The organism is Nocardiopsis sp. NPDC006198, assembly GCF_040613895.1.
In the GTDB taxonomy this organism is placed as follows: Bacteria; Actinomycetota; Actinomycetes; order Streptosporangiales; family Streptosporangiaceae; genus Nocardiopsis; species Nocardiopsis tropica.
In genome coordinates, this window is the sequence record NZ_JBEXSY010000004.1 from 156,658 (window position 1) to 182,886 (window position 26,229).

The 26,229-nt window shown below is 70.0% G+C and carries 26 protein-coding genes and 1 tRNA gene; 23 read left to right on the forward strand and 4 right to left on the reverse strand.

The window, feature by feature from the left end; all coding sequences use genetic code 11:
• Positions 1-37: 37 nt before the first annotated feature.
• The 3 genes from cysS to ABZ234_RS04965 all read left to right on the forward strand — a co-directional run bounded on the left by cysS (position 38) and on the right by ABZ234_RS04965 (position 3,877).
• Complete coding sequence (cysS, locus tag ABZ234_RS04955) at positions 38-1,438, forward strand: cysteine--tRNA ligase (protein WP_267947809.1); 1,401 nt, start codon at positions 38-40, stop codon at positions 1,436-1,438.
• A gap of 135 nt (positions 1,439-1,573) precedes the next feature.
• On the forward strand, positions 1,574-2,527 hold the full coding sequence (rlmB, locus tag ABZ234_RS04960) for a 23S rRNA (guanosine(2251)-2'-O)-methyltransferase RlmB (protein ID WP_355011077.1): 954 nt from the start codon (positions 1,574-1,576) through the stop codon (positions 2,525-2,527).
• A gap of 288 nt (positions 2,528-2,815) precedes the next feature.
• Complete coding sequence (locus ABZ234_RS04965; protein WP_355011078.1) at positions 2,816-3,877, forward strand: DNA topoisomerase IB; 1,062 nt, start codon at positions 2,816-2,818, stop codon at positions 3,875-3,877.
• Between the two features lie 35 nt (positions 3,878-3,912).
• Here the strand turns inward: ABZ234_RS04965 and fdhA are convergent, their stop codons facing one another.
• Positions 3,913-5,139: a formaldehyde dehydrogenase, glutathione-independent gene (gene fdhA / locus ABZ234_RS04970; protein ID WP_355011079.1), complete on the reverse strand. Its 1,227-nt coding sequence runs from the start codon at positions 5,137-5,139 to the stop codon at positions 3,913-3,915.
• Positions 5,140-5,421: 282 nt separating this feature from the next.
• Here fdhA and ABZ234_RS04975 point away from each other — a divergent pair.
• Positions 5,422-5,494: transfer RNA gene (locus tag ABZ234_RS04975), tRNA-Thr, on the forward strand.
• Positions 5,495-6,147: 653 nt separating this feature from the next.
• Here the strand turns inward: ABZ234_RS04975 and ABZ234_RS04980 are convergent.
• A complete protein-coding gene (locus ABZ234_RS04980) occupies positions 6,148-6,714 on the reverse strand; it encodes a LuxR C-terminal-related transcriptional regulator (protein WP_355011080.1) in 567 nt (188 codons plus the stop codon).
• A gap of 756 nt (positions 6,715-7,470) precedes the next feature.
• On the opposite strand from ABZ234_RS04980, the gene ABZ234_RS04985 reads away from it, so the two are divergent.
• From ABZ234_RS04985 to ABZ234_RS05075, 19 genes are all read left to right on the forward strand, one after another.
• On the forward strand, positions 7,471-8,439 hold the full coding sequence (locus tag ABZ234_RS04985) for a glycosyltransferase (protein WP_355011081.1): 969 nt from the start codon (positions 7,471-7,473) through the stop codon (positions 8,437-8,439).
• Positions 8,439-9,179 (forward strand): HAD-IA family hydrolase, encoded by a 741-nt coding sequence (locus ABZ234_RS04990; protein WP_355011082.1) that lies wholly within the window; start codon positions 8,439-8,441, stop codon positions 9,177-9,179. The genes ABZ234_RS04985 and ABZ234_RS04990 overlap by 1 nt, the downstream gene beginning before the upstream one ends.
• A gap of 268 nt (positions 9,180-9,447) precedes the next feature.
• A complete protein-coding gene (prfA, locus tag ABZ234_RS04995; RefSeq protein WP_267950498.1) occupies positions 9,448-10,518 on the forward strand; it encodes a peptide chain release factor 1 in 1,071 nt (356 codons plus the stop codon).
• Positions 10,515-11,378 (forward strand): peptide chain release factor N(5)-glutamine methyltransferase, encoded by an 864-nt coding sequence (prmC, locus tag ABZ234_RS05000; RefSeq protein WP_267946345.1) that lies wholly within the window; start codon positions 10,515-10,517, stop codon positions 11,376-11,378. The genes prfA and prmC overlap by 4 nt, the downstream gene beginning before the upstream one ends.
• 78 nt (positions 11,379-11,456) lie before the next feature.
• Positions 11,457-12,419 (forward strand): L-threonylcarbamoyladenylate synthase, encoded by a 963-nt coding sequence (locus ABZ234_RS05005; protein WP_355011083.1) that lies wholly within the window; start codon positions 11,457-11,459, stop codon positions 12,417-12,419.
• Between the two features lie 12 nt (positions 12,420-12,431).
• The gene (locus tag ABZ234_RS05010) at positions 12,432-13,598 is read left to right on the forward strand and encodes an MraY family glycosyltransferase (protein WP_267946343.1); all 1,167 of its coding nucleotides are present in this window, start codon (positions 12,432-12,434) and stop codon (positions 13,596-13,598) included.
• A gap of 225 nt (positions 13,599-13,823) precedes the next feature.
• Complete coding sequence (locus ABZ234_RS05015) at positions 13,824-14,246, forward strand: hypothetical protein (protein WP_267946342.1); 423 nt, start codon at positions 13,824-13,826, stop codon at positions 14,244-14,246.
• Positions 14,247-14,351: 105 nt separating this feature from the next.
• Positions 14,352-14,582 (forward strand): hypothetical protein, encoded by a 231-nt coding sequence (locus tag ABZ234_RS05020; RefSeq protein WP_267946341.1) that lies wholly within the window; start codon positions 14,352-14,354, stop codon positions 14,580-14,582.
• 105 nt (positions 14,583-14,687) lie between these two features.
• Positions 14,688-15,518 carry a F0F1 ATP synthase subunit A gene (gene atpB / locus ABZ234_RS05025; protein WP_267950497.1) on the forward strand — a complete coding sequence of 277 codons (831 nt, stop codon included), beginning with the start codon at positions 14,688-14,690 and terminating at the stop codon, positions 15,516-15,518.
• Positions 15,519-15,641: 123 nt separating this feature from the next.
• Positions 15,642-15,869, forward strand: coding sequence for an ATP synthase F0 subunit C (atpE, locus tag ABZ234_RS05030; RefSeq protein ID WP_267946340.1), 228 nt, complete (start codon positions 15,642-15,644; stop codon positions 15,867-15,869).
• Positions 15,870-15,924: 55 nt separating this feature from the next.
• Positions 15,925-16,467 (forward strand): F0F1 ATP synthase subunit B, encoded by a 543-nt coding sequence (locus ABZ234_RS05035; RefSeq protein WP_267950496.1) that lies wholly within the window; start codon positions 15,925-15,927, stop codon positions 16,465-16,467.
• Complete coding sequence (locus ABZ234_RS05040; protein ID WP_344185915.1) at positions 16,467-17,291, forward strand: F0F1 ATP synthase subunit delta; 825 nt, start codon at positions 16,467-16,469, stop codon at positions 17,289-17,291. The genes ABZ234_RS05035 and ABZ234_RS05040 overlap by 1 nt, the downstream gene beginning before the upstream one ends.
• A 65-nt stretch (positions 17,292-17,356) precedes the next feature.
• A complete protein-coding gene (gene atpA / locus ABZ234_RS05045) occupies positions 17,357-18,997 on the forward strand; it encodes a F0F1 ATP synthase subunit alpha (protein ID WP_267946338.1) in 1,641 nt (546 codons plus the stop codon).
• 3 nt (positions 18,998-19,000) lie between these two features.
• Positions 19,001-19,921 (forward strand): F0F1 ATP synthase subunit gamma, encoded by a 921-nt coding sequence (locus ABZ234_RS05050; protein ID WP_267946337.1) that lies wholly within the window; start codon positions 19,001-19,003, stop codon positions 19,919-19,921.
• A gap of 5 nt (positions 19,922-19,926) precedes the next feature.
• Positions 19,927-21,369, forward strand: coding sequence for a F0F1 ATP synthase subunit beta (gene atpD, locus ABZ234_RS05055; RefSeq protein WP_267946336.1), 1,443 nt, complete (start codon positions 19,927-19,929; stop codon positions 21,367-21,369).
• Positions 21,370-21,503: 134 nt separating this feature from the next.
• Entirely contained in the window at positions 21,504-21,893 is a 390-nt protein-coding gene (locus tag ABZ234_RS05060) for a F0F1 ATP synthase subunit epsilon (RefSeq protein WP_355011084.1), read from the forward strand.
• Positions 21,894-21,922: 29 nt separating this feature from the next.
• On the forward strand, positions 21,923-22,423 hold the full coding sequence (locus ABZ234_RS05065) for a DUF2550 domain-containing protein (protein WP_267946334.1): 501 nt from the start codon (positions 21,923-21,925) through the stop codon (positions 22,421-22,423).
• Between the two features lie 47 nt (positions 22,424-22,470).
• Entirely contained in the window at positions 22,471-22,767 is a 297-nt protein-coding gene (locus tag ABZ234_RS05070) for an MTH1187 family thiamine-binding protein (protein WP_267946333.1), read from the forward strand.
• 51 nt (positions 22,768-22,818) lie between these two features.
• Positions 22,819-23,334: a hypothetical protein gene (locus tag ABZ234_RS05075; RefSeq protein WP_267946332.1), complete on the forward strand. Its 516-nt coding sequence runs from the start codon at positions 22,819-22,821 to the stop codon at positions 23,332-23,334.
• A gap of 100 nt (positions 23,335-23,434) precedes the next feature.
• On the opposite strand, the gene ABZ234_RS05080 is transcribed toward ABZ234_RS05075, so the two are convergent.
• Together ABZ234_RS05080 and ABZ234_RS05085 are read right to left on the reverse strand one after the other, a co-directional pair.
• The gene (locus tag ABZ234_RS05080; RefSeq protein WP_267946331.1) at positions 23,435-24,031 is read right to left on the reverse strand and encodes a cob(I)yrinic acid a,c-diamide adenosyltransferase; all 597 of its coding nucleotides are present in this window, start codon (positions 24,029-24,031) and stop codon (positions 23,435-23,437) included.
• 480 nt (positions 24,032-24,511) lie between these two features.
• Positions 24,512-25,939 carry a M28 family peptidase gene (locus ABZ234_RS05085; RefSeq protein ID WP_355011106.1) on the reverse strand — a complete coding sequence of 476 codons (1,428 nt, stop codon included), beginning with the start codon at positions 25,937-25,939 and terminating at the stop codon, positions 24,512-24,514.
• Between the last annotated feature and the right edge of the window lie 290 nt (positions 25,940-26,229).

Below are 26,229 nucleotides of genomic sequence, written 5' to 3' on the forward strand. Positions count from 1 at the left end.
ACGCGGCCCCGAGGGGAAAGCGGATAGGCTTGACAACGTGAGTCTGCGCTTCTATGACACCAGTGCCCGACAGGTCCGCGAGTTCGTCCCCCTGCGCGAGGGATCCGCCTCCCTGTACCTGTGTGGTGCCACGGTGCAGGCACCCCCGCACATCGGCCACATCCGCTCCGGGGTCAACTTCGACATCCTGCGGCGGTGGCTGAGCCACAGCGGGTACGACGTCACCTTCTGCCGCAACGTCACCGACATCGACGACAAGATCATCAGGGTCGCGGCGTCCGAGGGCGTGCCCTGGTGGCAGGTCACCGAGCGCAACCAGCGCGCGTTCACCCGGGCCTACGAGACCCTCGGGTGCCTGCCGCCCACCGTCGAGCCGCGTGCCACCGGCCACGTGCCCGAGATGATCGACCTCATGCGCCGCCTCATCGACGACGGCCACGCCTACGCCTCCGACGACGGCTGCGGCGACGTCTACTTCGACGTGCGCTCCTACCCGTCCTACGGCGAACTCTCCAACCAGCGGCTGGACCAGGTCATGGAGTCCTCCGACTCCGATCCGGACCGGGACAAGCGCGACCCCCGCGACTTCGCCCTCTGGAAGGGCGCCAAACCGGGCGAGCCCAGCTGGGACACCCCGTGGGGGCGCGGCCGGCCCGGCTGGCACCTGGAGTGCTCGGCCATGGCCACCAAGTACCTCGGCCCCAGCTTCGACATCCACGGCGGCGGGCTGGACCTGATCTTCCCGCACCACGAGAACGAGCTCGCCCAGTCCCGTGCGGCCGGCGACGGCTTCGCCCAGTACTGGCTGCACAACGGCATGCTCTCCGTGGGCGGCGAGAAGATGAGCAAGTCGCTCGGCAACTCCCTGCTCATCCCGCAGATGGTCCAGAAGGTCCGCCCGGTCGAACTGCGCTACTACCTCGGCCAGGCCCACTACCGCTCCACCATCGACTACTCCGACGCCGCGCTCCGGGAGGCGGCCGCCGCCTACCAGCGGATCGAGGGCTTCCTCACCCGCGCCGTCGAGGTGCTGGGCGAGGTCGCCCCCGCCGACCGCGTGCCGGACGGGTTCGCCTCCGCCCTCGACGACGACCTCGGGGTCTCCCAGGCCCTCGCCGTCGTGCACGGCCACGTCCGCGAGGGCAACACGGCCCTGGCCTCCGGGGGCAAGGAGCAGGCCGCCGAGATCGCCGGGGAACTGCGCGCCATGCTGGCCGTCCTGGGCCTCGACCCGCTCAGCGAGCAGTGGTCGAGCGCGGACCAGGGGCTCGGCGAGGTCGTGGACGCCCTGGTGGCGGTCGCCCTCGAACAGCGCAAGGCGGCCCGCGCCCGCAAGGACTACGCGGCGGCCGACGCCATCAGGGACCAGCTCGCCGAGGCGGGAATCGTGGTCGAGGACACCCCGCAGGGCTCCCGATGGGACCTGCGCCGGGGCTGACCGGACGCGTGCGGTTGCGCGGCGGCACTACTCTGGGAGTTTGCCGCCGCGCCTCGCGCTGGTCGGCGATATTCCACCAGCCGGATGCAGCGCGCCTCCGGCATGCTCGCAACACGTACGGGGAAGCGGCGACCAATGACGGCGAAGAAGAGCAAGAAGGGTCCGACCAAGGGCAGCGGCGGCAAGGGCCGCAGGTCCCTGGAGGGCAAGAGCGGCACCCTGCCCGCGTCGGAACGGCACTGGTACGACGGCAAGCAGCGGCAGCGCGCCGCCAAGCGCGGTCCCGGTGGCGGACAGCAGGACGGGGCCCGTTCCGAGCGCCGGTCCGACAGCTCCGACCTGCTGGTCGGCCGCAACCCGGTGGTGGAGGCGCTGCGCGCCGGAATGCCCGCCACCCGGCTGTTCCTGGCCAACAGCCTCGACCCCGACGACCGCGTAAACGAGGCCGCGAAGATGGCCGGCGCCCGGGGCATCGACGTCGTCGAGGTCACCAAGACCGAGCTCGACCGCCGCTGTGAGAGCAACGGCCAGCCCGGCGCCGTCCACCAGGGGCTCGTCCTCCAGGTGCGCCCGTACCAGTACTGGGCCCCGGAGGGCCTGCTGGACGCCGCGAAGGACTCCGACACCCCTCCGCTGATCGTCGCCCTGGACGGGGTCACCGACCCGCACAACCTGGGGGCCATCGCCCGGTCGGCCGCCGCGTTCGGCGCGCACGGCCTGGTCATCCCCGAGCGCCGCTCGGCCGGTGTCAACATGACCGCCTGGAAGACCTCCGCCGGCACCCTCGCCCGGCTGCCCGTCGCCCAGGCCACCAACCTGACCCGGGCGCTGGAGGGCTTCAAGAAGGCCGGGCTGTTCGTGGTCGGCCTCGACGCCGACGGCGACGCCCAGATCCCCGACCTGGAACTGGCCACCGGGCCGCTGGTCATCGTGGTCGGCTCCGAGGGCAAGGGCCTGTCGCGCCTGGTGCGCGAGGCCTGTGACGTCGTCGCGAGCATCCCGATCGGCAACGCCGAGTCGCTCAACGCCTCCGTCGCCGCCGGGGTCTCCCTCTACGCGGTGTCCCGCCGCCGCGCCGAGGCGGTCTGACCCGCGCACGCGTGAGCACGGCCCCCGGTCACCCCGACCGGGGGCCGTCGGCGTCCCGGGCCGCAGGTCCGCCGGTCGCGCCGGTCCCGGGGGCGCGCGCCCGCCGCCCGCCGCCGCGGGGCCGGGTCCGGCAGTGGGGGCCGTCCCGTTTTCACGCTCCGCTGCCCGGGTAGCTGTGCACCCACATCCTTCCCGGACGACGAGGAGGCGGGTGAGCGCGATGCCGGAGGACGGGGCGGTCCACGCGGCCGCCCGTGGCGGAACCGGGCACCGTCCCCGGGCGGCTCCGTGAGCGGCCGGGCCGACCCGCCGTCCCGGCCGGGGAGGCCCCGGCTGCGGCGCAGCGACACGGACGCCCCGGGCATCACCCGGGTACGGCGCGGGCGCGGCTTCCGCTACCACCACGCCTCCGGGGAGCCGGTCACCGACCCGGACGAGGTACGGCGCGTCAAGGGGCTCGCGGTGCCGCCGGCCTGGCGGGACGTGTGGATCTGCCCCTCGCCGGACGGGCACATCCAGGCGTGCGGAACCGACGACGCGGGACGCCGCCAGTACCTCTACCACCCGGAGTGGCGGCACCGCAGCGAGCAGGCCAAGTACGACAGGATGCTGGACTTCGCCGAACTCCTGCCCGGGATCAGGGACAGGGTCGCCGAACACCTGGCCGGGCGCGGCCTCGGGCGCGAACGCGTCCTGGCCGCGGCCGTCCGGCTGATCGACCTGGGGTTCCTCCGCGCCGGGGGCGAGGAGTACGCCGCCCGCAACGAGTCCTACGGCGTGGCGACCCTGCTGCGCGAGCACGCCCGCCGCGAGGGCGGCGCCGTGGTGTTCGAGTTCCCCGGCAAGTCCGGCAGGGAGCAGCGCTTCGAGTGCGCCGAACCGGGGGTGTGCCGGGTCGTCGCCTCCCTCCGGCGGGCCCGTTCGCCGGGGCAGGGGCTGTTCGCCCACCGCGTGCCGGAGGGCTGGCACGACGTGCGCAGTGAGGACCTCAACGCCTATCTCCGGGAGGTCTCCGGCGGCGACTGCACGGTCAAGGAGTTCCGCACGTGGCACGCGACGGTGCTCGCGGCGGTGGGCCTCGCGGTGGCGGCCGACCCGGACGGCGAGGCGGCGCACCGGAGGCTGGCGGCGCACGTGTCCCGTGAGGTGGCCGAGCACCTGGGGAACACGGAGGCGGTGGCACGGGCCTCCTACATCGACCCCCGGGTCTTCCGCCTCCGCGAGCGCGGGATCACCGTCGACGTCTCCTTCACCGAGCTGGGGAGGAGGACGCCCGTCGGGGAACTCGCCACCCGAGGCCCCGTCGAGGCGGAGGTGCTGCGCCTGCTGCGCGAGCACCCCGACGCCTGAGCCGGGGCGGCCGGGCGCCGCCCCGGGGCGGCCGGTCAGGACGCGGCTGCGCCCAGGTAGCCGTTGGGGTCGAGCACGTACTTGCTCGCGGCGCCCCTGTCGAAGGACCGGTAGCCCTGCGGGGCCTCCTCCAGCGGAATCGCCACGGCGTTGACGGCGTCGGCGATGTGCACGCGGTCGGCGAGGATCGCCGCCATCAGCTCCCGGTGGTACTTCATGACCGGGCACTGGCCGGTGAAGAAGGCGTGCGACCTGGACCAGCCCAGCCCGAACCGGATCGACAGGGAGCCCACCTTCGCCGCCTCGTCGGCGGCACCGGGGTCGCCCGTCACGTACAGGCCGGGGATGCCGATCGATCCGCCCGCCCTCGTCACCTCCATCGCGGTGTTGAGGACACTGGCGGGCGCCTCCTTCCCGGCGTCCTTCCCGGAGCCGTGGGCCTCGAAGCCGACGGCGTCCACCGCGCAGTCCACCACGGGGGCGCCGAGGATCTCCTCGATCTGGTCCCCGGGCTCGCCCTCGGCGACGTTGACCGTCTCGCACCCGAAGCCGCGGGCCTGGGCCAGCCGCGCCTCGTTCATGTCGCCGACGATCACGACCGCGGCTCCGAGGAGCTGGGCCGAGGCCGCCGCCGCCAGTCCGACGGGCCCTGCGCCGGCGACGTACACCGACGACCCCACTCCCACGCCGGCGGTCACGCAGCCGTGGTAGCCGGTCGGGAAGATGTCCGAGAGCATCGTCAGGTCGAGGATCTTCTCCAGTGCCCGGTCCCTGTCGGGGAACTTCAGCAGGTTCCAGTCGGCGTAGGGCACCAGCGCGTACTTCGCCTGACCGCCCACCCAGCCGCCCATGTCGACGTAGCCGTACGCCGAGCCGGGGCGGTCGGGATTGACGTTGAGGCAGATCTCCGTCCGGCGCGACTTGCAGTTCACGCACCGGCCGCACGAGATGTTGAACGGCACCGAGACGAGGTCGCCGACCTCGACGAACTCCACGCCCGGCCCCGTCTCGACCACCTCGCCGGTGATCTCGTGCCCGAGGACCAGGCCCTGCGGGGCGGTCGTGCGGCCCCGGACCATGTGCTGGTCGCTCCCGCAGATGTTGGTCGCGACCACCTTGAGGATCGCCGCGTGGGGGAGCTGCCGCCCCACGTTGGCGGGGTTGACGCCGGGCCCGTCCCTGAGGACGAACTCCGGGTAGGCGATGTCGGAGACCTCGACCTCGCCGGGCCCCTGGTACACCACGCCTCTGTTGCCGGTCATGTCCTTCCCACCTCTCCGCCCCGCGTCGGGGGCATGTCCCCCTCCCGTTTCCGGGGGAGGAGGCGGCTAACCGGACGTCGAAACCCTCCGGGCGTCTTTTTGCCGGATCGAGTGCGTCCGTAGCCGGGGCGCCCCCGTTCGTGTCCGCCCCGTCGCCACGGGTGACCAGGTGGGGACGTATCGGCGGACTTCGGACCGGTTCCGTATCCGAGTGGGCCAGGCGTCGTCCGAACCGGTACCATTCGGGTGGACGCACCCGGGGCCAGGGGTTCCGGGCGGTCGGCCGACGTAGCTCAATTGGCAGAGCAATCGCCTTGTAAGCGATAGGTTAGGGGTTCAAGTCCCCTCGTCGGCTCTTCTCATGCCCGGCCCGGGGTTCGTACGGGCGCACCCCCTGTGTTCTCGCCCCTATCGGGGGAGCGAGTACCTGTTGCGACACCGGGACCCCGGACCCCGCTTCCGCGCGGTCCGTCGGCTTTTCCCGACCCCCGTCCCCACGGCCTCCGCTCGAATCCTGCGGGCGGCCCCCGTCCGTCGCCGCGGCCTTCCTGCGGCCTTGCCCTGGCGGAAGGGTGTGCGGTGGCGTGGCCGCCCCCCGTTCCGCTCTCCGCCGCGGCGTACGACCGCGCCGCCTCTCGATCCCGGCCCCCTTCTCAGGGGAGTCGGCCGGCGTCCGCGTCCCCGGCAGGGCGGTCACGGTGCAGGATCGCTCCGGCAGGGCGACGTCCCACACCCGAACGGGTATGCCAGCACGGCCGCCCTTTCAGCCATTGCTGGTGGTGTCCGGCTGACTCACACTGATGCATGACAACACGATCCCGAATTCTTTCAATGCTGATTCGATCGGGGAGGTGTCCATGGCGATCATTGTTGATAACACGATTTCGTGTCGAGGAAATCTATCTCCACACCCCGTTCTCGGAGCTCCTCTTTATTATGGGGAGAACGGGGTTCCGCGGGCGCTTACAACAGGGGCATTTCACGATTCCTTTCCCTTCGCCCTGCCCGTCAAGGGAGCAGGCCCTCTCGAAGGCCGACGGCGACCGCGCCGGCGCGGTTGGGGGCGTCGAGCTTGGTCAGCACGCTCGCGACGAGCCGTTTGGCGCCGTGTTCCGAGATGCGCAGGCGGCGTCCGATCTGTCGGTTGCTCAACCCTTCCGAGAGCAGGCGCAGGGTCTCGTGCTGGCGTTCTGTGAGCTGGACGGTCCGGGTCAGTGTCGTCCTCTGGATGATGCCCTGGGTCATCAGCCTGCGCGCCACGGCGGAGGGCAGGGGGAACTGGCCGGACAGCACGCGGGACAGGGTGTCGCCGAGGACGTGGACGTCCAGTTCGTCCTGCAGAAGGAAGCCATCGGTCTGCGAGTACCGGTCCAGCGAGTCGATTCCGGATGGTTTGGCGAGGAGGACAAGGGTTTTGAACCCGGGCGGGATCAGGGGCCAGTCCGCGGGCGAGGACTCGGACTCGGCGAGAATCAGGACGGAACGCGGAGACTCGACCGCACCGAAATCGGCCTCCCGGATGGTCGGGGCAATGTGCAGGGACCCGAGCGGCAGTTCCTCCAGGAGTGTTCGCATCCCTTGTCGAAGTACGCCGTTCGCTATGGCCAAGATCACACGGGTATCGGCCAGTTGGACGAACTCTTCCTCCTGTCGGCCCAGGGAGAACACGGTCGGTTCCGTGGATGTCCCGTAGTCGGAAATCATGTCTTCACCCAGAGAGTGCATAAATTCGAACCCTTGAATCGGATTTCTTTAGGGGATAACAATTCCTCGGCATTTCTCGTTGTGGAGTTAAGGTGGTCGGAGGGCGGGTGGGAATTTATCGTGGTCGAAAAGGAGGCTTGTTTCGGGTTTTTCCTGAGAATGCCGAATTCCTTCCTCGTCCATCGCCGGTTCGACGGTGTCCACCCTGGCGCCGGGTCTGGGGAGCGGGTCCGAGTCCTCTGGGGATCCTGGGTACGCCTGATGGTCCGTGGGAACGGGAAGGTCGGAGATGGAGGCCGGCATGAAGGTGGGCGCATCACCCTTTCGTGGGGGGTCAGCGGGCAACTTTTAGGGATGCCGCAGGTCGCAGGCTTATCCGGGGAAAGTTGAGCTTCGCTGCACGGTTGGGAGCGGCCCATGGGAACGCTCCCATGGGGTGGATCCCAGAGTAGGAGGCCACCGTGGCGGTGTCAAGAAGTCAATTCCCCCGGCAATCGGATGTTTTTGCGGGCGATGTGGGTGTGGTATGGGTCGATTGATGGCCCGTTTTCGTTGATTCGGACTCCGGAGACTTTCGTGTCCTCGGTGCTTGCTCGTTGTTCTTGTGATTCACGATTGAGGTGGAATATGGGTTTCGGGGAAGTGGATCCGGTTTTCGTAATTCCGGTCTTCATAGAGAATTCGATGGATCTTGCTCATCTGGAGAAATCGTTGGGGAGTCTGGTCTCCCAGACCGATGAACGGTGGAGGGCGGTACTCGTCGACGACTGCTCGCCGTTCCGCTGGGACCCGCGGGACGTGGCACCGTTCGATGCGAGCAGGATGTACCTGGCGAGGAGGCCCGTGAACTCCGGCCCCGGCGAGTGCCGGAACCACGGGGTGCGCCGGGCCGCCGAGGCCGGAGCGCCGTTCGTCCTCTTCCAGGACGCGGACGACGTGGCCGACCCGGACCGGGTCCGACTGACGAGGGAGTACTTCCGGGAGGACCTGGAGGCGGACATGCTCTACTCGGCCTTCGACGTCATCGACGAGGACGGGAGGCCCGTGCCGAGGGGTGGTATCTCAGGTTCGGTCCTCGAGGTGGTGGACTCCCATGCGAGCCCTGTCGAGGGCCGCGACGCCTGGATCCCCATCGCCACGAGAACCGGTTACACCACGCTGACGAGCACCGTCGCGGTGCGCACGGAACTGGCCGCACGCTACCCGTTCCCCGCGTGCCACGTGAGCGAGGACTCCCACGCCTGGCTGCGCATGATGGCGGGCGGGGGCGCACTCCGGTACATGAAGGAGATCAGGGCCCAATACCGGGTTCCGAGAGGCGATCACGGATCCGCCAGTCGGGAAAGACACGGCGAAGGATTCTACTGGACCATGCTGCAGGTCGATCTGGACGGTTTCATCCAGGCCATGCACATCTCCTTGGACCGAGGGGCACTGGAGCCCGGCCACTGCCCGGAGCTTCTCCGTGACTTCCACCTGAAGCAGGCGGAGACAATGGAGAGCGAGGGCCAGCTCCAGGCGGCGGACGTCTGCCGTTCCCTGGCCGCCTGCCCGCTGCCCGACACGCGCCCGCCGGCTCCGGTCAGGAGTTCGTGATGGTCCCGGAAACAGATGTGGAACGCGGGCTCCCCGCACAGGGGAAAAGCGGTTTCGATGCCATTCTCTTCGATCTGGACGGTGTTCTCGTCGATTCCCTCGGGGCCATCGAGAAGTCGATGCGCTGGTGGGCCATGGAACGGGGGCTCGACCCCGAGGAGGTGCTCGCTCGTTCGCACGGGCGCCGGGACGAGGACCTGATCAGGGAATGCGCCCCCTGTCTGTCGGTCGAAACGGAGATCAAACTCATCGAGGATTTCGATGTACAAGAGGCGAAATCCGTCAGACCGCTGCCCGGCGCCCGGAGGGTTCTACGATCGCTGGAAGCCGGCTCCTGGGCCGTGATCACCTCGGGAAGCCGCCGCGTCGCCGCCGCGAGAATGGCCGGTTCCGGCCTTCCTGAGCCCAGCCGCCTCGTCACCGCGGAGAGTGTACGGCGAGGCAAGCCGTTTCCCGACGGCTACCTTCTGGCCGCCGACCGGTTGGGGGCCGTACCCGAACGCTGCCTGGTCGTGGAGGACGCTCCCGCGGGCCTGGCCGCCGCCAGGGCTGCGGGTATGCCGTGTCTCGGGGTGGGGGCGGCCTTGGCCGGGCCTCTTCCCGGGTTGGTCGGTCGGGTCCGTGACCTGGAAGAGGTCCGTGTGGTGACCGGGCCGACCGGGTTGCGGGTCCTCACCGGCCGTTCGCGGACGCACGCCGGGACCGGACCCCGGGAAAGGCGTCCGGGCCCGCGTCCATGAGCGCACGGACGGGACGCGGCGGGTCGCGCCCCCCCCCCCCGCGGGGGGGGGGGGGGCGGGCCCGCGGGGGGGTGGGGGGGGGCCGGGGGGGTATTGGGGGGGGGGGGGCCCCCCCCAAGCGGGGGGGGCGGCCGCGCCGTTTTTTTTCGGTGTGTGCTTTTACGTTCCGCGCCCCCCCCGCCCCGCGGGGCCCCCCCCCCCCCCCCCCCCCGGGACCAGGTTGGCCCCCGAGGGGGAGACGGACACACAAGACGGGGACGTGGCAGAAGTGAAGCTGGATGACCTGCTGGGGGAGTACTACGAGCTGGAACAGCAGCTCGCCGACCCCGAGGTGCACGCCGACCAGACCAGGGCGCGCACGCTGGGCAAACGCTACTCACAGCTCACCCCGATCATCGAGGCCTACCGCGCGCTCAAGGAGGTCGAGAACGACATCGACGCCGCGCGCGAGCTCGCCGCCGAGGACTCCTCCTTCGCCGAGGAGGCCGACCGCCTGACCGAGGAGGCCGAGCGGCTCACCGAGCGGCTGCGCGTCCTCCTCGTCCCGCGCGACCCCTCCGACGACAAGAACCTCATCATGGAGGTCAAGGCCGGAGAGGGCGGCGAGGAGTCGGCCCTGTTCGCCGGCGACCTGGTCCGCATGTACCTGCGCTACGCCGAACGCCAGGGCTGGAAGACCGAGGTCATCGACGCCACCCACTCCGACCTGGGCGGCTACAAGGACATCACGATCGCCTTCAAGAACAAGGGCACCCCCGAGCCGGGGGCCGGCGTCTGGCCGATGCTGAAGTTCGAGGGCGGCGTGCACCGCGTCCAGCGCGTCCCGGTCACCGAGTCCCAGGGCCGCATCCACACCTCCGCCGCCGGTGTGCTGGTCGTCCCCGAGGCCGAGGAGGTGGAGGTCGAGATCCACGCCAAGGACCTGCGGATCGACGTCTACCGCTCCTCCGGGCCCGGCGGCCAGAGCGTCAACACCACCGACTCCGCGGTCCGCATCACCCACCTGCCGACCGGCATCGTCGCCTCCTGCCAGAACGAGAAGAGCCAGCTCCAGAACAAGGAGCAGGCCATGCGCATCCTGCGGGCCCGCATCTACGCCGAGGCCCAGGCCAGCGCGGACGCCGAGGCCTCCGCCGAGCGCAAGAGCCAGGTCCGCACCGTGGACCGCTCCGAGCGCGTGCGCACCTACAATTTCCCCGAGAACCGCATCTCCGACCACCGTGTCGGCTTCAAGGCCTACAACCTCGACCAGGTCCTCGACGGGGAGCTGGACGGGGTCGTCAAGGCCCTCGTGGACGCGGACACCAAGGAGAGGCTCGAAGCCGCCCAGTCATCATGAACCTGCTACTCGACGAGGTCGCCCGCGCCACGCTCCGGCTGGCCGAAGCGGGCGTCGCCTCACCCCGCACCGACGCCGAGGAACTCGCGGCGTTCGTGCACGGTGTGCGTCGAGGTGAGCTGCACATGGTGGCCGACGCCGACTTCGACGCCCGCTACTGGGAGTGCGTGTCCCGCAGGGAGGCGCGCGAACCCCTCCAGCACATCACCGGCCACGCCTACTTCCGCTACCTGGACCTCCAGGTCGGCCCCGGCGTGTTCGTGCCCCGGCCCGAGACCGAGATCATGGTCGACTGGGCGATCGAGACGCTGCGGGCCATGGACGTCGCCGACCCCCTGGTCGTCGACCTCGGCACGGGGTCGGGCGCCATCGCGATCTCCATCGCCCAGGAGGTGCCCCGCTCGCGGGTGCACACCGTGGAGATCGATCCCGTCGCCCTGGGGTGGGCCCGCCGCAACATCGACTCCAGCGGGCACGCCGACCGCGTCACCTCCCACCACGGCGACATGCGCACGGCGCTGCCCGAGCTGAACGGCCGCGTCGACCTCCTCATCAGCAACCCCCCCTACGTCCCCACGCGCGGCTCCGGCGCCATCCCGCCCGAGGTGCGCGACTACGACCCCGCCCCGGCCCTGTGGTCCGGCGAGGACGGCCTCGACATGATCCGCGAGCTGGAGGCGGTCGGCCGCAGGCTGCTCCGCCCCGGCGGGGCGATGGCCGTCGAGCACCACGACGGCCAGGGCATCGACATCCCCTGGCTGTTCCCCGAGGACAACGGCTGGCGCGACGTCCTCAACCGCAAGGACATGGCCCGCCGCGACCGCTTCGTGGTCATGCGACGTGCCGACGGGGACGGCTGACGAGGCCGTGCCCCACCCCCGTACTCCCGTCGGACCGCTCAACCCGGTCGACCCCGTTCGAGAATGAGGTGAACGCAGGTGAGCCGCATCTACGACTGCGCGGACGAGACCGCCCGCAAGGACGGCATCGCCGACGCCGCGTCCGCGGTACGCCGAGGTGAACTGGTGGTGCTGCCCACGGACACCGTGTACGGCATCGGCACCGACGCCTTCAGCCCCGCCGCGGTGGCGAACCTGCTCGCCACCAAGGGGCGCGGCCGCGACATGCCGCCGCCGGTCCTGGTCGGCTCGATGCGCGCGGCGACCGCCCTCATCGAGGACCTCGGCAACCACGGCCGCGACCTCATGGAGGAGTTCTGGCCCGGCCCGCTGACCCTCGTGTGCACCGCCACCCCCAGCCTGTCCTGGGACCTCGGCGACACCAAGGGCACGGTGGCCGTCCGGATGCCGATGGACCCCGTCGCCCTCGAACTCCTCAAGGAGGTCGGGCCCATGGCGGTGAGCAGCGCCAACAAGTCGGGCCTGCCCGCCGCCACGCGGATGGAGGAGGCGCTGGAGCAGCTCGGTGACGAGGACGTCGCCGTGTACCTGGACGGCGGGGAGACCGACTCCCCTGTCGCCTCGACCATCGTCGACCTGACCTACGCCGTGCCGCGGGTGCTGCGGTCCGGCGCCATCTCCATCGAGCAGCTGCGCGCGGTGTGCGGCACCGTCATCGGCGAGCTGCGCCAGGGCCGCATGAAGCCGGTCAGGGAGGACGAGGTCGCCAAGGCCGGCGAGGCCGCCAAGGCGAGCCGCAGGGCCGCGTCCCGGTCCGAGGCGCCCGCCGCCGCGGGGACCGGGGGGGCGGACCCGGCACAGGCCTCCGGGGACGGGGCCTCCGAGGGCACGGCCTCCGGGAGCGGAGCCGCGGCGGCCGGGGCGGACACGGAAGCCGCCCCCGGCGGCGACCGTACGACCGGCGGCGGCACCGCCGCGGGGCAGGACGGCAGGACCCCCGAGACGGGGCAGCTCCCCGACGGCGACCGTTCCGAGAACTAGAGGGGCCAGGCCGTGCGAGAGTACGCGCTCACCTTCGTCATCGCCGCGGCGGTGACGTACCTGCTCGTGCCCCTGGTGCGCAAGTTCGCCATCAGGATCGGCGCCACCCCGCCGGTGCGCGACCGCGACGTGCACACCGAGCCCATCCCGCGCCTGGGCGGGCTCGCCATCTACGGGGGGTTCGCGGCAGCCCTGCTGATCTCCGCGCAGCTCCCGCACCTGCAGAACGTCTTCGTCGCCGACACCTGGCTGGGGCTCCTCCTCGCGGGCGGCCTCATCACGGTCATCGGGATCATCGACGACCGCTGGGGCATGGACGCGCTCAGCAAGCTGGCCGGCCAGGTCGTGGCCGCCGGCATCCTCGTCGCCAACGGCGTGCAGCTGCTGTGGCTGCCGCTGCCCGGCACCCAGCTGTCCCTGGGGCCGTGGCTGGGCGCGATGGTGTCGATCCTGCTCATCGTGGTGACCATCAACGCGGTCAACTTCGCCGACGGCCTGGACGGGCTGGCGGCGGGCATCGTCGGCATCTCCTCCCTGGCGTTCTTCGCGTACTACTACGTGGTCGCCGTCGAGCAGGGCTTCGTCCGCCAGTCGTATCCGGCGATGATCGCGATCATCCTCGCGGGCACGTGCGCGGGCTTCCTCTTCCACAACTTCCACCCGGCCAGGGTGTTCATGGGCGACACCGGCTCGATGCTGCTGGGACTGCTGCTCACCTCGATCACCATCACGGTGACCGGCCAGTTCGACGCCAACACCGCACGTGAGGAGTTCAACTCCGGCGGGCTCGTGGTGTTCCTGCCGATCGCCCTGCCGCTCCTGGTGATCGCGCTGCCGCTGGCCGACCTGGTGCTCGCCGTGCTGCGGAGGACCCTCGCGGGCAAGTCCCCCTTCGCCCCGGACCGCGGCCACCTCCACCACCGCCTGCTGGACATGGGCCACAGCCACATGCGGGCCGTTCTCCTCATGTACCTGTGGGCGGGGATCGTGGCGTTCGCCGCGGTCTCCCTGTCGGTGTTCGACTCCCCGGTGATCGTCCTGACGGTCACCGCGCTGGTCGCCACGTGTGCTGTCGGCCTCATCGCCCTGCCCCGCCTGCGGCGCCGGGGCCTCCTGCCGTGGGACCGCAAGGACCGCGTTAAGACGGGGGCAGGTCACGATTCGCCATCTGATGCCTGAGAGGGCGTCGGCATTCGGGACCAAGGTCTCGGAAGGCGGTGGCGGTGACCTGCGAAGGCGGAGGCCGGACCGGTGTGGTGAAGGTGACACAGGCCCTGGAGGACGCCCGGAACGGGCGTTTTGCGGGGCGTTAAGGTCGCGTTAAGGAACCCCCGGATTCAGCACCGAGAACCTTGTGATAGCTTTCACGAGCAGGTACCCACTGAACCCCTACGGAGCTTTGTGATGCAGGAACACGACGCCCGGATCCTCCGTGGCGCCGCGCTTCCCAGCGCTGCGTGCGGGCTCCTGGCCATTGCGGTCTCCGCGCTCCTCGCCGGCGTCCCCGGAGCTCTCAGCTCCCTGTTCGCCGTGGTAATCGTGCTCGGCTGCTTCGGGCTGGGGCAGTGGGCCGTCCTCATGATCACGCGCCGCAACAAGGACCTCTTCCTGGCGGCGAACATGCTCGGCTTCGTCGTCAAGATGGCGGTGCTGGGCGTCATCCTCGTCACCCTCGGCCGCAGTCCCCTCGTCGAGGACCTCAGCAGTGCAGCCTTCGTCTACAGCGCCCTGGCGGTCGTGCTCGCCTGGCTGGGCGGCCAGACGTGGGCGATCTCGAAGGCCAAGATCCTTCACGTGACCCCGAACGAGGGTTCGGAGAACGCGTGATGGGGTGCCCCGTTGCAGCCCGTCGGGAAGGGCGTATTACCCTGAACCTCGGCAGGCGGACGGCCCCGTTCCCGCCAAGGCCCACATGCTATATTCCGGAGCGAGATGAGCAGCGAACCAGCCAGAAAATCGGAGAAGCGCACGCCCCCGGCACCGCGCGAGTCCGACGGCTGGGCACTCTTCTCCACTCTGCTCTCGGGCGTGCTCGTCTGGAGCGCGATCGGCTGGGCCGCGGACAAGCTCCTGGGGTTCCAGGCGCTCTTCCTGCCCATCGGGGCGGTTCTGGGCATGGTCGGCGCGATCTACGTGATCGTCGTCAAGACCCGCCAGGTCTGAACCCTCCCGCCAGTCCGGCGTCGACGATCGTGCGACGACGCTCTGTAACAACCATCAACGAGGCTTTCTTGCGTCACGACGAAAGGATTCGCCGTGAGTGCTGACGTGCGCATTCTCGCGGCCGAACCGAATTGCCACCTGTTCGGTGACAACGGTTGCGGGTTCACGCCGCCCACTATCGGGATGTTCTTCCCGGAACCGTGGTTCGCCAACATCCCCGGCAGCGCGGGCATCGACCTGTACCTGGTCCTGCTTCTCGTCGCCGTCGGTGCTGTCCTGCTTCTGTGGTCGTGGTTCAGCAAGAAGCTGAGCCTCGTCCCTGGTCGCAGGCAGAGCGTCGGCGAGATGCTGGTCCTGTTCATCCGGGACCAGATCACCCGCCCGACGATGGGTGCCAAGGGCGACCGGTTCATCCCGTTCATGACCGGTGTCTTCACGCTCATCCTGGCCATGAACTTCACGGGGCTGATCCCGGGCATGCTCCCGGTCAACAGCAACCTGGCCTTCACCGCGATGTTCGCCGGGGTCATCTACGTGATGACCATCGTGATCGGCATCCGCAACCAGGGCGGCTGGGGCTACTTCCGGAACCAGATCTTCCCGCCCGGGATGCCCAAGGCGATCTACATCCTGGTCACCCCGATCGAGATCCTCTCGGTCTTCCTGATCCGCCCGGTCACGCACGCCCTGCGTCTGTTCGCGACCATGTTCGCGGGCAGCCTGCTGCTCGCCGTGTTCGCCTACGGCGGCTGGTACATGCTCAACCTGACGGCCGAGCCCCTGCTGGTCGGTGTCTCGCTCCTCTTCTCGGGAGCGGCGCTGTTCGGCTACCTCGCCTTCTTCGTCTTCGAGATCGTGATCATGCTCGTCCAGGCGTTCATCTTCACGCTGCTGGCGAGCCTGTACATCAACCAGTCGCTCGAAGCGGCCCACTAGACCCCCTTCCCCTCCTGCGCGGCCGACCGGCCGTGCCAGGGGCGAGAAGAACTGACCCGTCCACACCGGCGAACTGACCAATTGCGACGAGCAACGCCGGACGTCGAGTAAAGGGAAACATCAATGGACATCGCTGCGATCACCGGCAACATCAACACCATCGGCTACGGCATCAGCGTCATCGGCGCCGGTATTGGTGTCGGTATCGTGTTCGGTCTCGGCATGCAGGCCATCGCCCGCCAGCCCGAGGCCCGCGGCCCGCTGCAGACCAACATCTACCTCGGCTTCGCCCTCATCGAGGCCCTGGCGATCCTTGGCTTCGTCCTCGCCTTCGCCGCTCCCCAGGGCTAGTCGAACTTGCCAACCGTTTTCTGATGGCAACTGACGCGAAGGAGGGCTGACCATGTTGGTGGAGTTGGCAGCCGATTACAACATTCTGCGGATCGACTGGGTGAAGTTCACCTTCGGTGCGATCGCGCTCGCCGTGGTCTACTTCTTTGTGGCCCGCAAGGCGGTTCCCAAGGTGATGGCGGTCCTCGACGAGCGTCATGACGCCATCGAGGGCGGCATCGAGCGGGCCAAGCGCGCCGAGGCCGAGGCCGAGGAGATCCGCCAGCAGTACCGCGAGAAGCTCGAGGAGGCGCACCGCGAGTCCGCCCAGGAGCTCGAGAGGGCCAAGGAGCAGCGGGCGGCGATCATCGCCGAGGCGCGCGAGGAGGCCCAGGCCGAGGCGCGCCGCATCGTCGAGGCGGCCCACGCCCAGATCGAGGCCGACCGCCAGCAGGCCATGGTGCAGCTGCGCGGCGAGATCGGCGGCCTGTCCGCCGACCTGGCCGGTCGCATCGTGGGTGAGACCCTCAGCGACAGCGCCGTCCAGAACCGCGTCATCGACCGGTTCCTGGACGAGCTGGAGCAGAGCCAGAGCACGCAGCAAGCAGAGGTGCGCTGATGCGTGGTATCAGCCGCACGTCGCTGGTCGAGGTGACCCGGCGCCTGGACGAGAACGTCCTGGCGTCGGCCGGCACCGCGCAGAGTGGTGTCTCCCTGGGCAGCGAGCTCTTCGAGGTCGTCGCCCTTCTCGGGAGCCAGCACTCGCTCCGCCGGTGGCTCGCCGACCAGGCGAACCCGGCAGAGCGCAAGACCGAGCTGATCGGCGAGCTGCTGGAGACCAAGGTCTCCCCGTCCACGGTCATCGTGGCCGGCGACGTGGTCTCGGCGAAGTGGTCCGGTCCGCGCGACCTCGTGGACGCGATGGAGCGGATGGCGGTCTACGCGACCGTCGCCGCGCTCCAGAACGCCTCGGCGCTCGACGAGCTGGAGGACGAGCTGTTCCGCTTCCAGCGGATCGTCGCCGCCCAGCCCGAGCTGCGCGACGCCCTCACCCGTGAGGGGGTCGCCCCCGAGCAGCGCCTCTCCCTCCTGGAGAGCCTGCTCTCGGGCAAGGTGAACGCCGCGACGCTGACGCTGGTCGGCGAGGCGGTGACCCGACCCCGGCGACGTACGCTGGAGCAGGCGCTGGACCACTTCGGGGGACTCGTCTCGGAGCGCGCCAAGCGCTACGTGGCCGTCGTCCGCAGCGCCGTCGCCCTGAGCGAGAGCCAGCAGTCCCGGCTCGGGGCCGCGCTCTCGCGCGCCTACGGCCGCGACATCCACCTCAACACCGAGGTCGCCCCCGAGATCGTGGGGGGCCTGTCCATCCAGGTGGGTGACGAGGTCATCGACGGGACCATCGCCGGGCGTATCGCCGAGGTCCAGCGCCGCCTGGCCGGCTGACAGTACGCAAGGCAAGCACGCACGGCGCCAGCCCGGCGCCATTTGAGAGCAAGGACAACGTAGAGATGGCGGAGCTGACGATCCGGCCGGACGAGATCCGGGACGCGCTACAGCGCTTCGTCCAGTCGTACGAGCCTGAAGCCACCCGCGCGGAAGAGGTCGGTACCGTCACCTACTCCGGTGACGGCATCGCCCGCGTCGGTGGCCTTCCCTCGGCGATGGCGAACGAGCTGCTGAAGTTCGAGGACGGCACCCTCGGTCTGGCCCAGAACCTTGAGGTCGGCGAGATCGGTGTCGTCGTGCTGGGCGACTTCACCAGCATCGAGGAGGGGCAGAAGGTGCGTCGCACCGGCCAGCTCCTCTCGGTGCCGGTGGGTGACAACTTCCTCGGCCGCGTGGTGGACCCCCTGGGCGCCCCCATCGACGGCAAGGGCGAGATCGAGTCGACCGAGCGGCGTGAGCTGGAGCTCCAGGCCGCCTCGGTGATGGAGCGCAAGCCGGTCCACGAGCCGCTCCAGACCGGTATCAAGGCGATCGACTCGATGACCCCGATCGGCCGCGGCCAGCGCCAGCTGGTCATCGGCGACCGTCAGACCGGCAAGACCGCGGTCTGCATCGACGCGATCATCAACCAGAAGGCCAACTGGGAGTCGGGCGACCCCGACAAGCAGGTGCACTGCATCTACGTCGCGATCGGCCAGAAGGGCTCGACCATCGCGGGTGTGCGCGGCGCCCTCGAAGAGGCCGGCGCGATGGAGTACACCACGATCGTCGCCTCCCCGGCGTCGGACGCGGCCGGCTTCAAGTACCTGGCCCCCTACACCGGTTCGGCCCTGGGCCAGCACTGGATGTACGAGGGCAAGCACGTCCTCATCGTCTTCGACGACCTCACCAAGCAGGCCGAGGCCTACCGTGCGGTGTCGCTGCTGCTGCGCCGCCCGCCGGGCCGTGAGGCCTACCCCGGTGACGTCTTCTACCTGCACTCCCGTCTCCTGGAGCGCTGCGCGAAGCTCTCCGACGAGATGGGCCGCGGATCGATGACGGCGCTGCCGATCATCGAGACCAAGGCGGGCGACGTCTCGGCGTACATCCCCACCAACGTCATCTCCATCACCGACGGCCAGGTCTTCCTGGAGTCCGACCTGTTCAACCAGGGACAGCGTCCGGCCATCAACGTCGGCGTGTCGGTCTCCCGTGTCGGTGGCGCGGCGCAGACCAAGGCGATGAAGAAGGTCTCCGGTACCCTCCGTCTGGGCCTGGCCCAGTACCGCGAGCTCGAGGCCTTCTCCGCCTTCGGCTCGGACCTGGACTCCGTCTCCAAGCAGCAGCTGGAGCGCGGCGCCCGTCTGATGGAGCTCCTCAAGCAGGGCCAGTACTCGCCCTACTCCATGGAGCAGCAGGTCGTGTCGATCTGGGCCGGTACCACCGGCCGCGTCGACGACGTCCCGGTCGAGGACGTCCGCCGCTTCGAGGACGACTTCCTGGAGCACCTCGGCCGCGAGCACGCCGGCATCCTGGAGACGATCCGGGACACCGGCAAGTTCGAGTCCGAGACCGAGAAGTCGCTCGACCTGGCCCTGGAGAAGTTCAAGCAGGGCTTCCAGACCTCCGCGGGCTCCCTCCTGGGCACCGAGGCCGAGGCCGAGGCGCTCTCCGAGGAGAAGGTCGGCCAGGAGACCATCAAGGTCGCCAAGGGCGGGAAGTAACCCATGGGTGCACAGCTTCGCGTCTATCGCCGGAGGATCCGCTCGACGAAGTCGATGGCGAAGATCACCCGCGCGATGGAGCTCATCGCCACGACGCGCATCACCAAGGCGCAGCGTGCGGCTGAGGCTGCTGGGCCCTACGCGCGGGAGATCACCCGGGCGGTCTCGGCCCTGGCCAGCCGGGTGTCGGACCACCCGCTGCTGACCGAGTCCGAGAACCCGACCCGCGCTGCCGTCCTGGTCATCACCAGTGACAAGGGCCTGGCCGGCGCCTTCTCCGCCAACGTGCTGAAGGAGGCGGAATCCCTCACCCAGCTCCTCCGGGAGCAGGGCAAGGAGGTTCTCACCTACATGGTGGGCCGCAAGGGCGTGGCCTTCTACAAGTTCCGCGATCGTCCGATCGAGGCGCAGTGGGAGGGCTTCACCGAGCGTCCGACCTACGCGCACGCCCAGGAGATCGGCTCCGCCCTCATTGAGAAGTTCCTGGCGGACACGTCCGACGGCGGCGTCGACGAGATCCACGTGGTCTCCACGGAGTTCGTCTCGATGCTGACCCAGCGGGCCGGCACCGTCCGCGCGCTGCCGCTGGAGGTCGAGGAGAGCGACGAGAGCGAACTCGAGGCCGCCCACGGAAGTGAGCCGCTGCCGCTGTACGAGTTCGAGCCGTCCGCGGAGGAGGCGCTGGACGCGCTGCTCCCGCAGTACGTGACCAACAGGATCTACTTCGCGCTCCTCGACGCCTCCGCCTCCCAGCAGGCGTCCCGCCGTGCGGCCATGAAGGCCGCCACGGACAACGCCGAGGACCTCGTCAAGAACCTGGGACGCCTGGCCAACCAGGCGCGCCAGGCCGAGATCACCAACGAACTCAGTGAGATTGTCGGCGGTGCCGACGCCCTCTCCGCTGCCAGCGCAGGAAGTGAGTAGCAAAAGTGACTGCGACAGTTGAAGAGACGGCTGGGGCTGGCACCGCCACCGGCCGTATCGCCCGGGTGACCGGGCCGGTCGTCGACGTGGAGTTCCCCGTCGGCTCCCTGCCCGCCATCTACAACGCCCTGCACACCGACGTGACCGTCGGCGGCAAGGCCAAGACCATCACCATGGAGGTCGCCCAGCACCTGGGTGACAACCTGGTGCGGACCATCTCCCTGGCCCCGCAGGACGGCCTCGTCCGCGGCGCCGAGGTGCGCGACACCGGCGCGCCCATCAGCGTGCCCGTCGGCGACCTCGTCAAGGGCCACGTGTTCAACACCCTGGGCGAGCCCCTGGACGTGTCGGCGGAGGAGCTCGGCGTCACCGAGCGCTGGCCGATCCACCGCAAGGCCCCGTCCTTCGACCAGCTCGAGTCCAAGACCGAGATGATGGTCACGGGCATCAAGGTGATCGACCTCCTCACCCCGTACGTGCGCGGTGGCAAGATCGGTCTGTTCGGTGGCGCCGGTGTCGGCAAGACCGTGCTGATCCAGGAGATGATCACCCGTATCGCCCGCAACTTCGGCGGTGTGTCCGTGTTCGCCGGCGTCGGCGAGCGCACCCGTGAGGGTACGGACCTGTTCCTGGAGATGGACGAGATGGAGGTCCTCCAGGACACCGCTCTCGTCTTCGGCCAGATGGACGAGCCCCCGGGCACCCGTCTGCGGGTCGCCCTGTCCGCTCTGACGATGGCGGAGTACTTCCGCGACGTCCAGAACCAGGACGTGCTCCTCTTCATCGACAACATCTTCCGTTTCACCCAGGCGGGCTCCGAGGTCTCCACGCTGCTGGGCCGCATGCCCTCGGCCGTGGGCTACCAGCCCAACCTGGCGGACGAGATGGGTCAGCTCCAGGAGCGGATCACCTCGACCCGCGGTCACTCGATCACCTCGATGCAGGCGATCTACGTGCCCGCGGACGACTACACCGACCCGGCGCCGGCGACCACCTTCGCCCACCTGGACGCGACGACCGAGCTCTCCCGCCCGATCTCGCAGAAGGGCATCTACCCGGCGGTGGACCCGCTGACGTCCACCTCCCGCATCCTCGACCCGCAGTACGTGGGCGAGGAGCACTACCAGGTGGCGCAGCGCGTCAAGGAGATCCTCCAGCGGAGCAACGACCTCCAGGACCAGATCGCCATCCTCGGTATGGACGAGCTGTCCGAAGAGGACAAGATCGTCGTGAACCGCGCCCGCCGCATCGAGCGCTTCCTGTCGCAGAACATGTTCGTGGCCGAGAAGTTCACCGGTACCCCGGGCGTGTTCGTCCCCCTGGAGGAGACCATCGCCTCCTTCAAGGGCCTGTGCGACGGTGAGTACGACCACCTGCCCGAGCAGGCCTTCCTCGACGTCGGCAACATCGACATGGCGGTCGAGAAGGCCAAGCAGCTTCAGGGCTAGAACCGCGCGAAGCGTCCGTTCAGGGTGGTGGCGGGCGACGGGCGGGACAGTTTCTCCGGCCGGGCCGGTCCCGAACGACAACACGTCGGGGCCGGCCCGGCCGAACCCACCCGCTAGCCGAGGAGTTTGTGGCAGTGTCGAAGAAGCTTTTCGTCGAGATCGTCTCGCCCGAACGTGAGATTTGGGCCGGCGAGGGCGACATGGTCATCGCGAAGACCGTCGAGGGCGAGATCGGCGTCCAGCCCGGGCACATCCCGGTGCTCTCGCTGCTGGCCCACGACGCCGTCGTTCGCGTACTGGGTGCGCGGGAGACCGGAGAGGTCCGGGCCGCCGCGCACAGCGGGTTCGTCTCGGTCTCGGGTGAGGGTCGTGTCTCCATCCTCGCCGAGACCGCCGAGCTCGCCGAGGACATCGATGTGGACCGTGCGCGCACGGCGCTGAAGAACGCGGCCGAGGCCGGCGACACCGTCGCCCTGGGCCGCGCTCGGAGCCGCCTGCGCGCTGCTGGCGAGGACGTCGCCTAGCGAACCGGGACGGCGGAACGGCAGTGGGCATGGAACGACCGCTTCCCGCTCAGGCGGGACCGGGCTCCTGGCTGGGGTCCGCGCAGTGGGTGTTCTTCGCCCTGCTCTTCGTCTTCCTCGCGGTGGTGCTCGCCGTCACCGTGCGCCGCTGGGTACTCGTCCAGCGGGGCGGCGCGGTCGAGTGCTACCTGCGCACACCGGGCGGGCGGGGCCGCCGGGGCTCCTGGCGTATCGGCTTCGGCCGGTACGGAACGGAGAACCTCGGCTGGTTCCCCATCTTCTCCCTCAGGCCGCGGCCGACAGTGTTCCTGTCGCGCCGCGGCCTCGTCGTCGTGGGGAGGCGGGTCCCGAGCGGCGAGGACACCGAGCACCTGCCCGTGGACGTGACCGTCGTGCGGATCGGCTGGGCCGCTGAGGACGGCAGCGAGCCCCGGGAGGCGGTGTACGAGATCGCCATGAGCGAGAGCGCCCTGACGGGGTTCCTGTCCTGGCTGGAGTCGATGCCCCCGGGGACACAGTGGGAGGCGTGACCCCGAGAGGGTTCACATCCGACCCGTGCTGTGCCTAGCATGGCCGCATGATCGTCGCATTCTCTGTCTCTCCGCTCGGGGCCGGCGAGTCCGTCGCCCCCGCCGTCGCGCGGGCCGTGAAGGTCGTACGCGAGAGCGGGCTGCCCAACGAGACCACAGCCATGTTCACCAGCGTCGAGGGCGAGTGGGACGAGGTGATGGACGTCGTCAAGCGGGCCGTCGCCGCCGCGGGCGAGGGTTCCTCGCGGGTGTCCCTCACCCTCAAGGCCGACATCCGCGAGGGCGTCTCGGACGGCCTGCACAGCAAGGTCGAGGCCGTCGAACGGGAACTCGGCGACTCCTGAGGCCCCCGGGTCCTTCCGCGGAACCGGTCGGACACGGCAGTATGCGGTTCCATGGCCACTTCCCGATTCCGCGTCCTGTTCGCGCCGCTACTCCTGGCGCCCCTGCTCGCCGGCTGCTACCCGTCCGGCGGCCACGTCGGTGCTGTGGCCACGGGCCACTTCACCGCCCAGCACCGGTTCCCGGTCGTGATCGTCACCTGGTGCGGTGACGACCCGCCCCGCCAGATCGACCTGGCGGGGGAATCCCGGAGCCTGCACCTCGTCGCCACCCGCGAGTTCGGGGGGAGCGAGCTGGAGGTCGACCTGGCCGCGCCGGGGGAGGACTGGGAGATCCTCGACGAGGACGGCAGGGCCGTCTACAGGATGGGCCCGGAATCCCCGGACGAGGAGTACACCCTCGGCGTGGGGTCGGCCGAGGCGGAGCCCGGGGAGCCCGCCGAGCACGACATCGGGACGCTCACCTTCACCACCGGGGCGCTGGCCGCCGAGCAGGGGGTGTACACGGAGGCCGACGGCGCCTCCGCCGCCGGGGCGGTCCCGCAGGAGGAGTTCCCGCCCGAGTGCTGAGACGGCCGGGACACGGGCCGGCGCGTGGTCCGCGGGTGCTGTCGGCGGGTTCGGCGCCTGCGCCGGTCGCCGCGGGCCCGGAACGCTCCGCGGAGCAGTCCTAGCGTTCGCCCCCGGGCTTCCAGAGCACCTCGTCGCCCTCGTCCGCCACGTACCGGCCGAGGATGAACAGCAGGTCGGAGAGCCGGTTGAGGTACTGCGCGGTGAGCGGGTTGACCGTGTCGCCGTGCTCCTCGACGGCGGCCCACACGCTGCGCTCCGCACGGCGCACCACGATCCGCGCCGTGTGCATCAGCGCCACGGTGGGGGAGCCTCCGGGGAGGATGAAGCTGCGCAGGGTGGGGAGACCGGCGTTGTAGTGGTCGCAGGCCTCCTCCAACCGGGTGACGTACTCGGGGAGGACCCGCAGCGGCGGGTACTCCGGGTCCGGCACGATCGGCGTGGAGAGGTCGGCGCCCAGGTCGAACAGTTCGTTCTGCACCCGGCCGAGCAGGGCGCGCACGTCCCCGGGGACGTCCCCCAGGGCCAGCGCGACGCCGATGGCCGCGTTGGCCTCCTCCGTGTCGGCGTAGCCGACGAGGCGTGTGTCGTTCTTGCCGGTCCTGCTCATGTCGCCGAGGGCCGTCGTACCGGCGTCGCCGGTACGCGTGTAGATCTTCGACAGAACGACCGGCTTGTCCTTGTCCCGTGTGGTCATGCCCCCACCCTAGTGCGGCGGCCCCGCGCCACTCCGGCGCCGCCGTCCCCCGGTCGCGGCCCGTCCGGGCGGCGGAACCGTCGGCGGGCACGGGTGCGCCGGGTCGGGCCCGCTCGCACCGGCGCCGCCTCCGCGGGCCCGCCGGGGAGGGCCGACCGGAAGCGCCGCCCCGGGCTGCGGGCGGGACGCCCGCACTCCGTTCGTCACGGAGGATAACTGTTCAGTATCAAGGGGTGAAGGTGATGCACCTCACTGATACATTGAGACACGAGGGGGCTACTCAACGTAGTTTCCGGTGGTGTTCTACGCGTCAAGTCCCGGGTGGGAAGAGGGGGCCACCCGGGGCCGCCGCGCAGGGGGAGGCACCGCGAGGGGCGGGCGGCGTGAAACCGGGGGGTTCACACCGCCCGCCCCCATGTGCGGCGTCCCGGCCGGGGCGCCGGGGCCCGGAGCCCCCGCGGGGACCCCGGACCCGCCCGCCTAGCGGAGCCAGGCGTCTCCCGTGCGCGGCAGCTCGGCCGGTGCGGAGGACCTCAGCACACCGTTGACCGGAAGGGTGCTCTCGGCGAAGAACTCCACGCCGTGGGCGCCGGCGGCCGACAGCTCCGCCACCGAGTCCCAGTCGATGTGCTCCATCGTGTCGTCCGCCGTGTGGTAGTACGGGTCGAAGGCCTCACCGGCGGTGCCGCCGTACCACTCGGCCTGCTCCTCGCTCTTGATGCCGTCGGCGCCGCTGAACAGCCCCCCGGACGGGATGCCGGACTCCATGAAGGCCCTGTAGTCGCTGCGCCCGCTCAGCACGCCGGGCTCGCTCACCTGGTCCTGCGAGGCGAAGTAGTCCGCGAAGACCTTGGCGATCGCCCCGGACCCGGAGGGGGCTCCCGAGGAGTCGGGCAGCTCCATGCCGCCGTCGAGGACGAACCGGCCGTAGTTGTGCGAGCCGATCATGTCGAAGTTGAGGTAGAGGGCGATGTCCTCCAGCTGCTGCTCCGTCAGGTCCGCCACGTACTCGGTCGACCCGACCAGGCCCTCCTCCTCGGTGCCCCAGAAGGCGAACCGGACCTTGTTGTTCGGGTCGGCCTGCTCGGCGAGGCGGATAGCGGTCTCCAGCACGAACGCCGTGCCGCTGCCGTTGTCGTTGATGCCGGGGCCGTCCTCGACGCTGTCGAGGTGGGCGCCCACGACCACGACGTTGTCGTCGCGGCCCTCCGCCGTCTCGGCGAGGACGCTGTAGGAGCTCTCGGCGGAGACGGTGGCGTCCACCTTCACCCGGAGTTCGAGCCCGTCGGCGGCGATCAGGTCGGCGCCCGTCAGCCCGGACACTCCCACGGCCGGGATGGCGGAGACGGTCTCTATGGTGCCGAGGAAGACCTCGTCCGCGTTGTTCACCACGACGGCGGCGGCGGCGCCCGCGTCGGCGGAGTTCTGGACCTTCTCGGAGAAGGGGCAGGTGCCCCGCACGGTGATCGCGACCGCGCCCTCGGGGAAGCCCGCGAAGTCGTCGGGGGAGCACCCGCTCGCCGTGCTGTCCGCGTTGACGGCGACGGCCGGGGCGGTGACGTCCCCTGAGCCGGAGTAGCTCATGGGGACGTAGTCGACATCGGCCTCGTAGACGGCCTCGCCGGGCGCGGTCTGCGCCAGGACGGAGGGCGACTGCTCGCGCCAGAGCTCGTAGTCGTACTCGTGCCGGTACGTCTCGTAGCCCGCGCGTTCGAGCTGGTCCTCCACGTACAGGGCGGCGACGTCGTATCCGGGGGTGTTCGTCGCCCGGTTGCCGCCGTTGTACTCGGCGATGGTGTCCAGGTTCTCCATGTGCTCCCGGACGGCGCCGGCGGTGACCAGGTCGGCGAGGCGGTCGGGCTCGCTCTCGGCGTGGGCGGGGCCCGACGCCAGGGCCCCGGAGGCCATGAGGACGGCGGCGAGGCCCGCCGCGGCGGTGCGCCCGCCGGGCCGGGGGGAGGAGGGGGATGCCAAGGCGGACGCTCTGCCGAGCGTGGCCCGTCGGTGTGTGGGGCGCAACGGTCTTCCTCCGGAGTGCGGGGGTCCACCGCTCCGCGGCGTGGGGGGTGGACACCTCTGGTGGGTGAAGTTTCGCTGCAGCCTGTCACCGGAACGGTGTTCCCGGCAAGGAGTGACAAGCCTGATTGCCACAATCAGCCACGCAACTTACGCGTTCGGTGCGCACTGTGCCCGTGGCG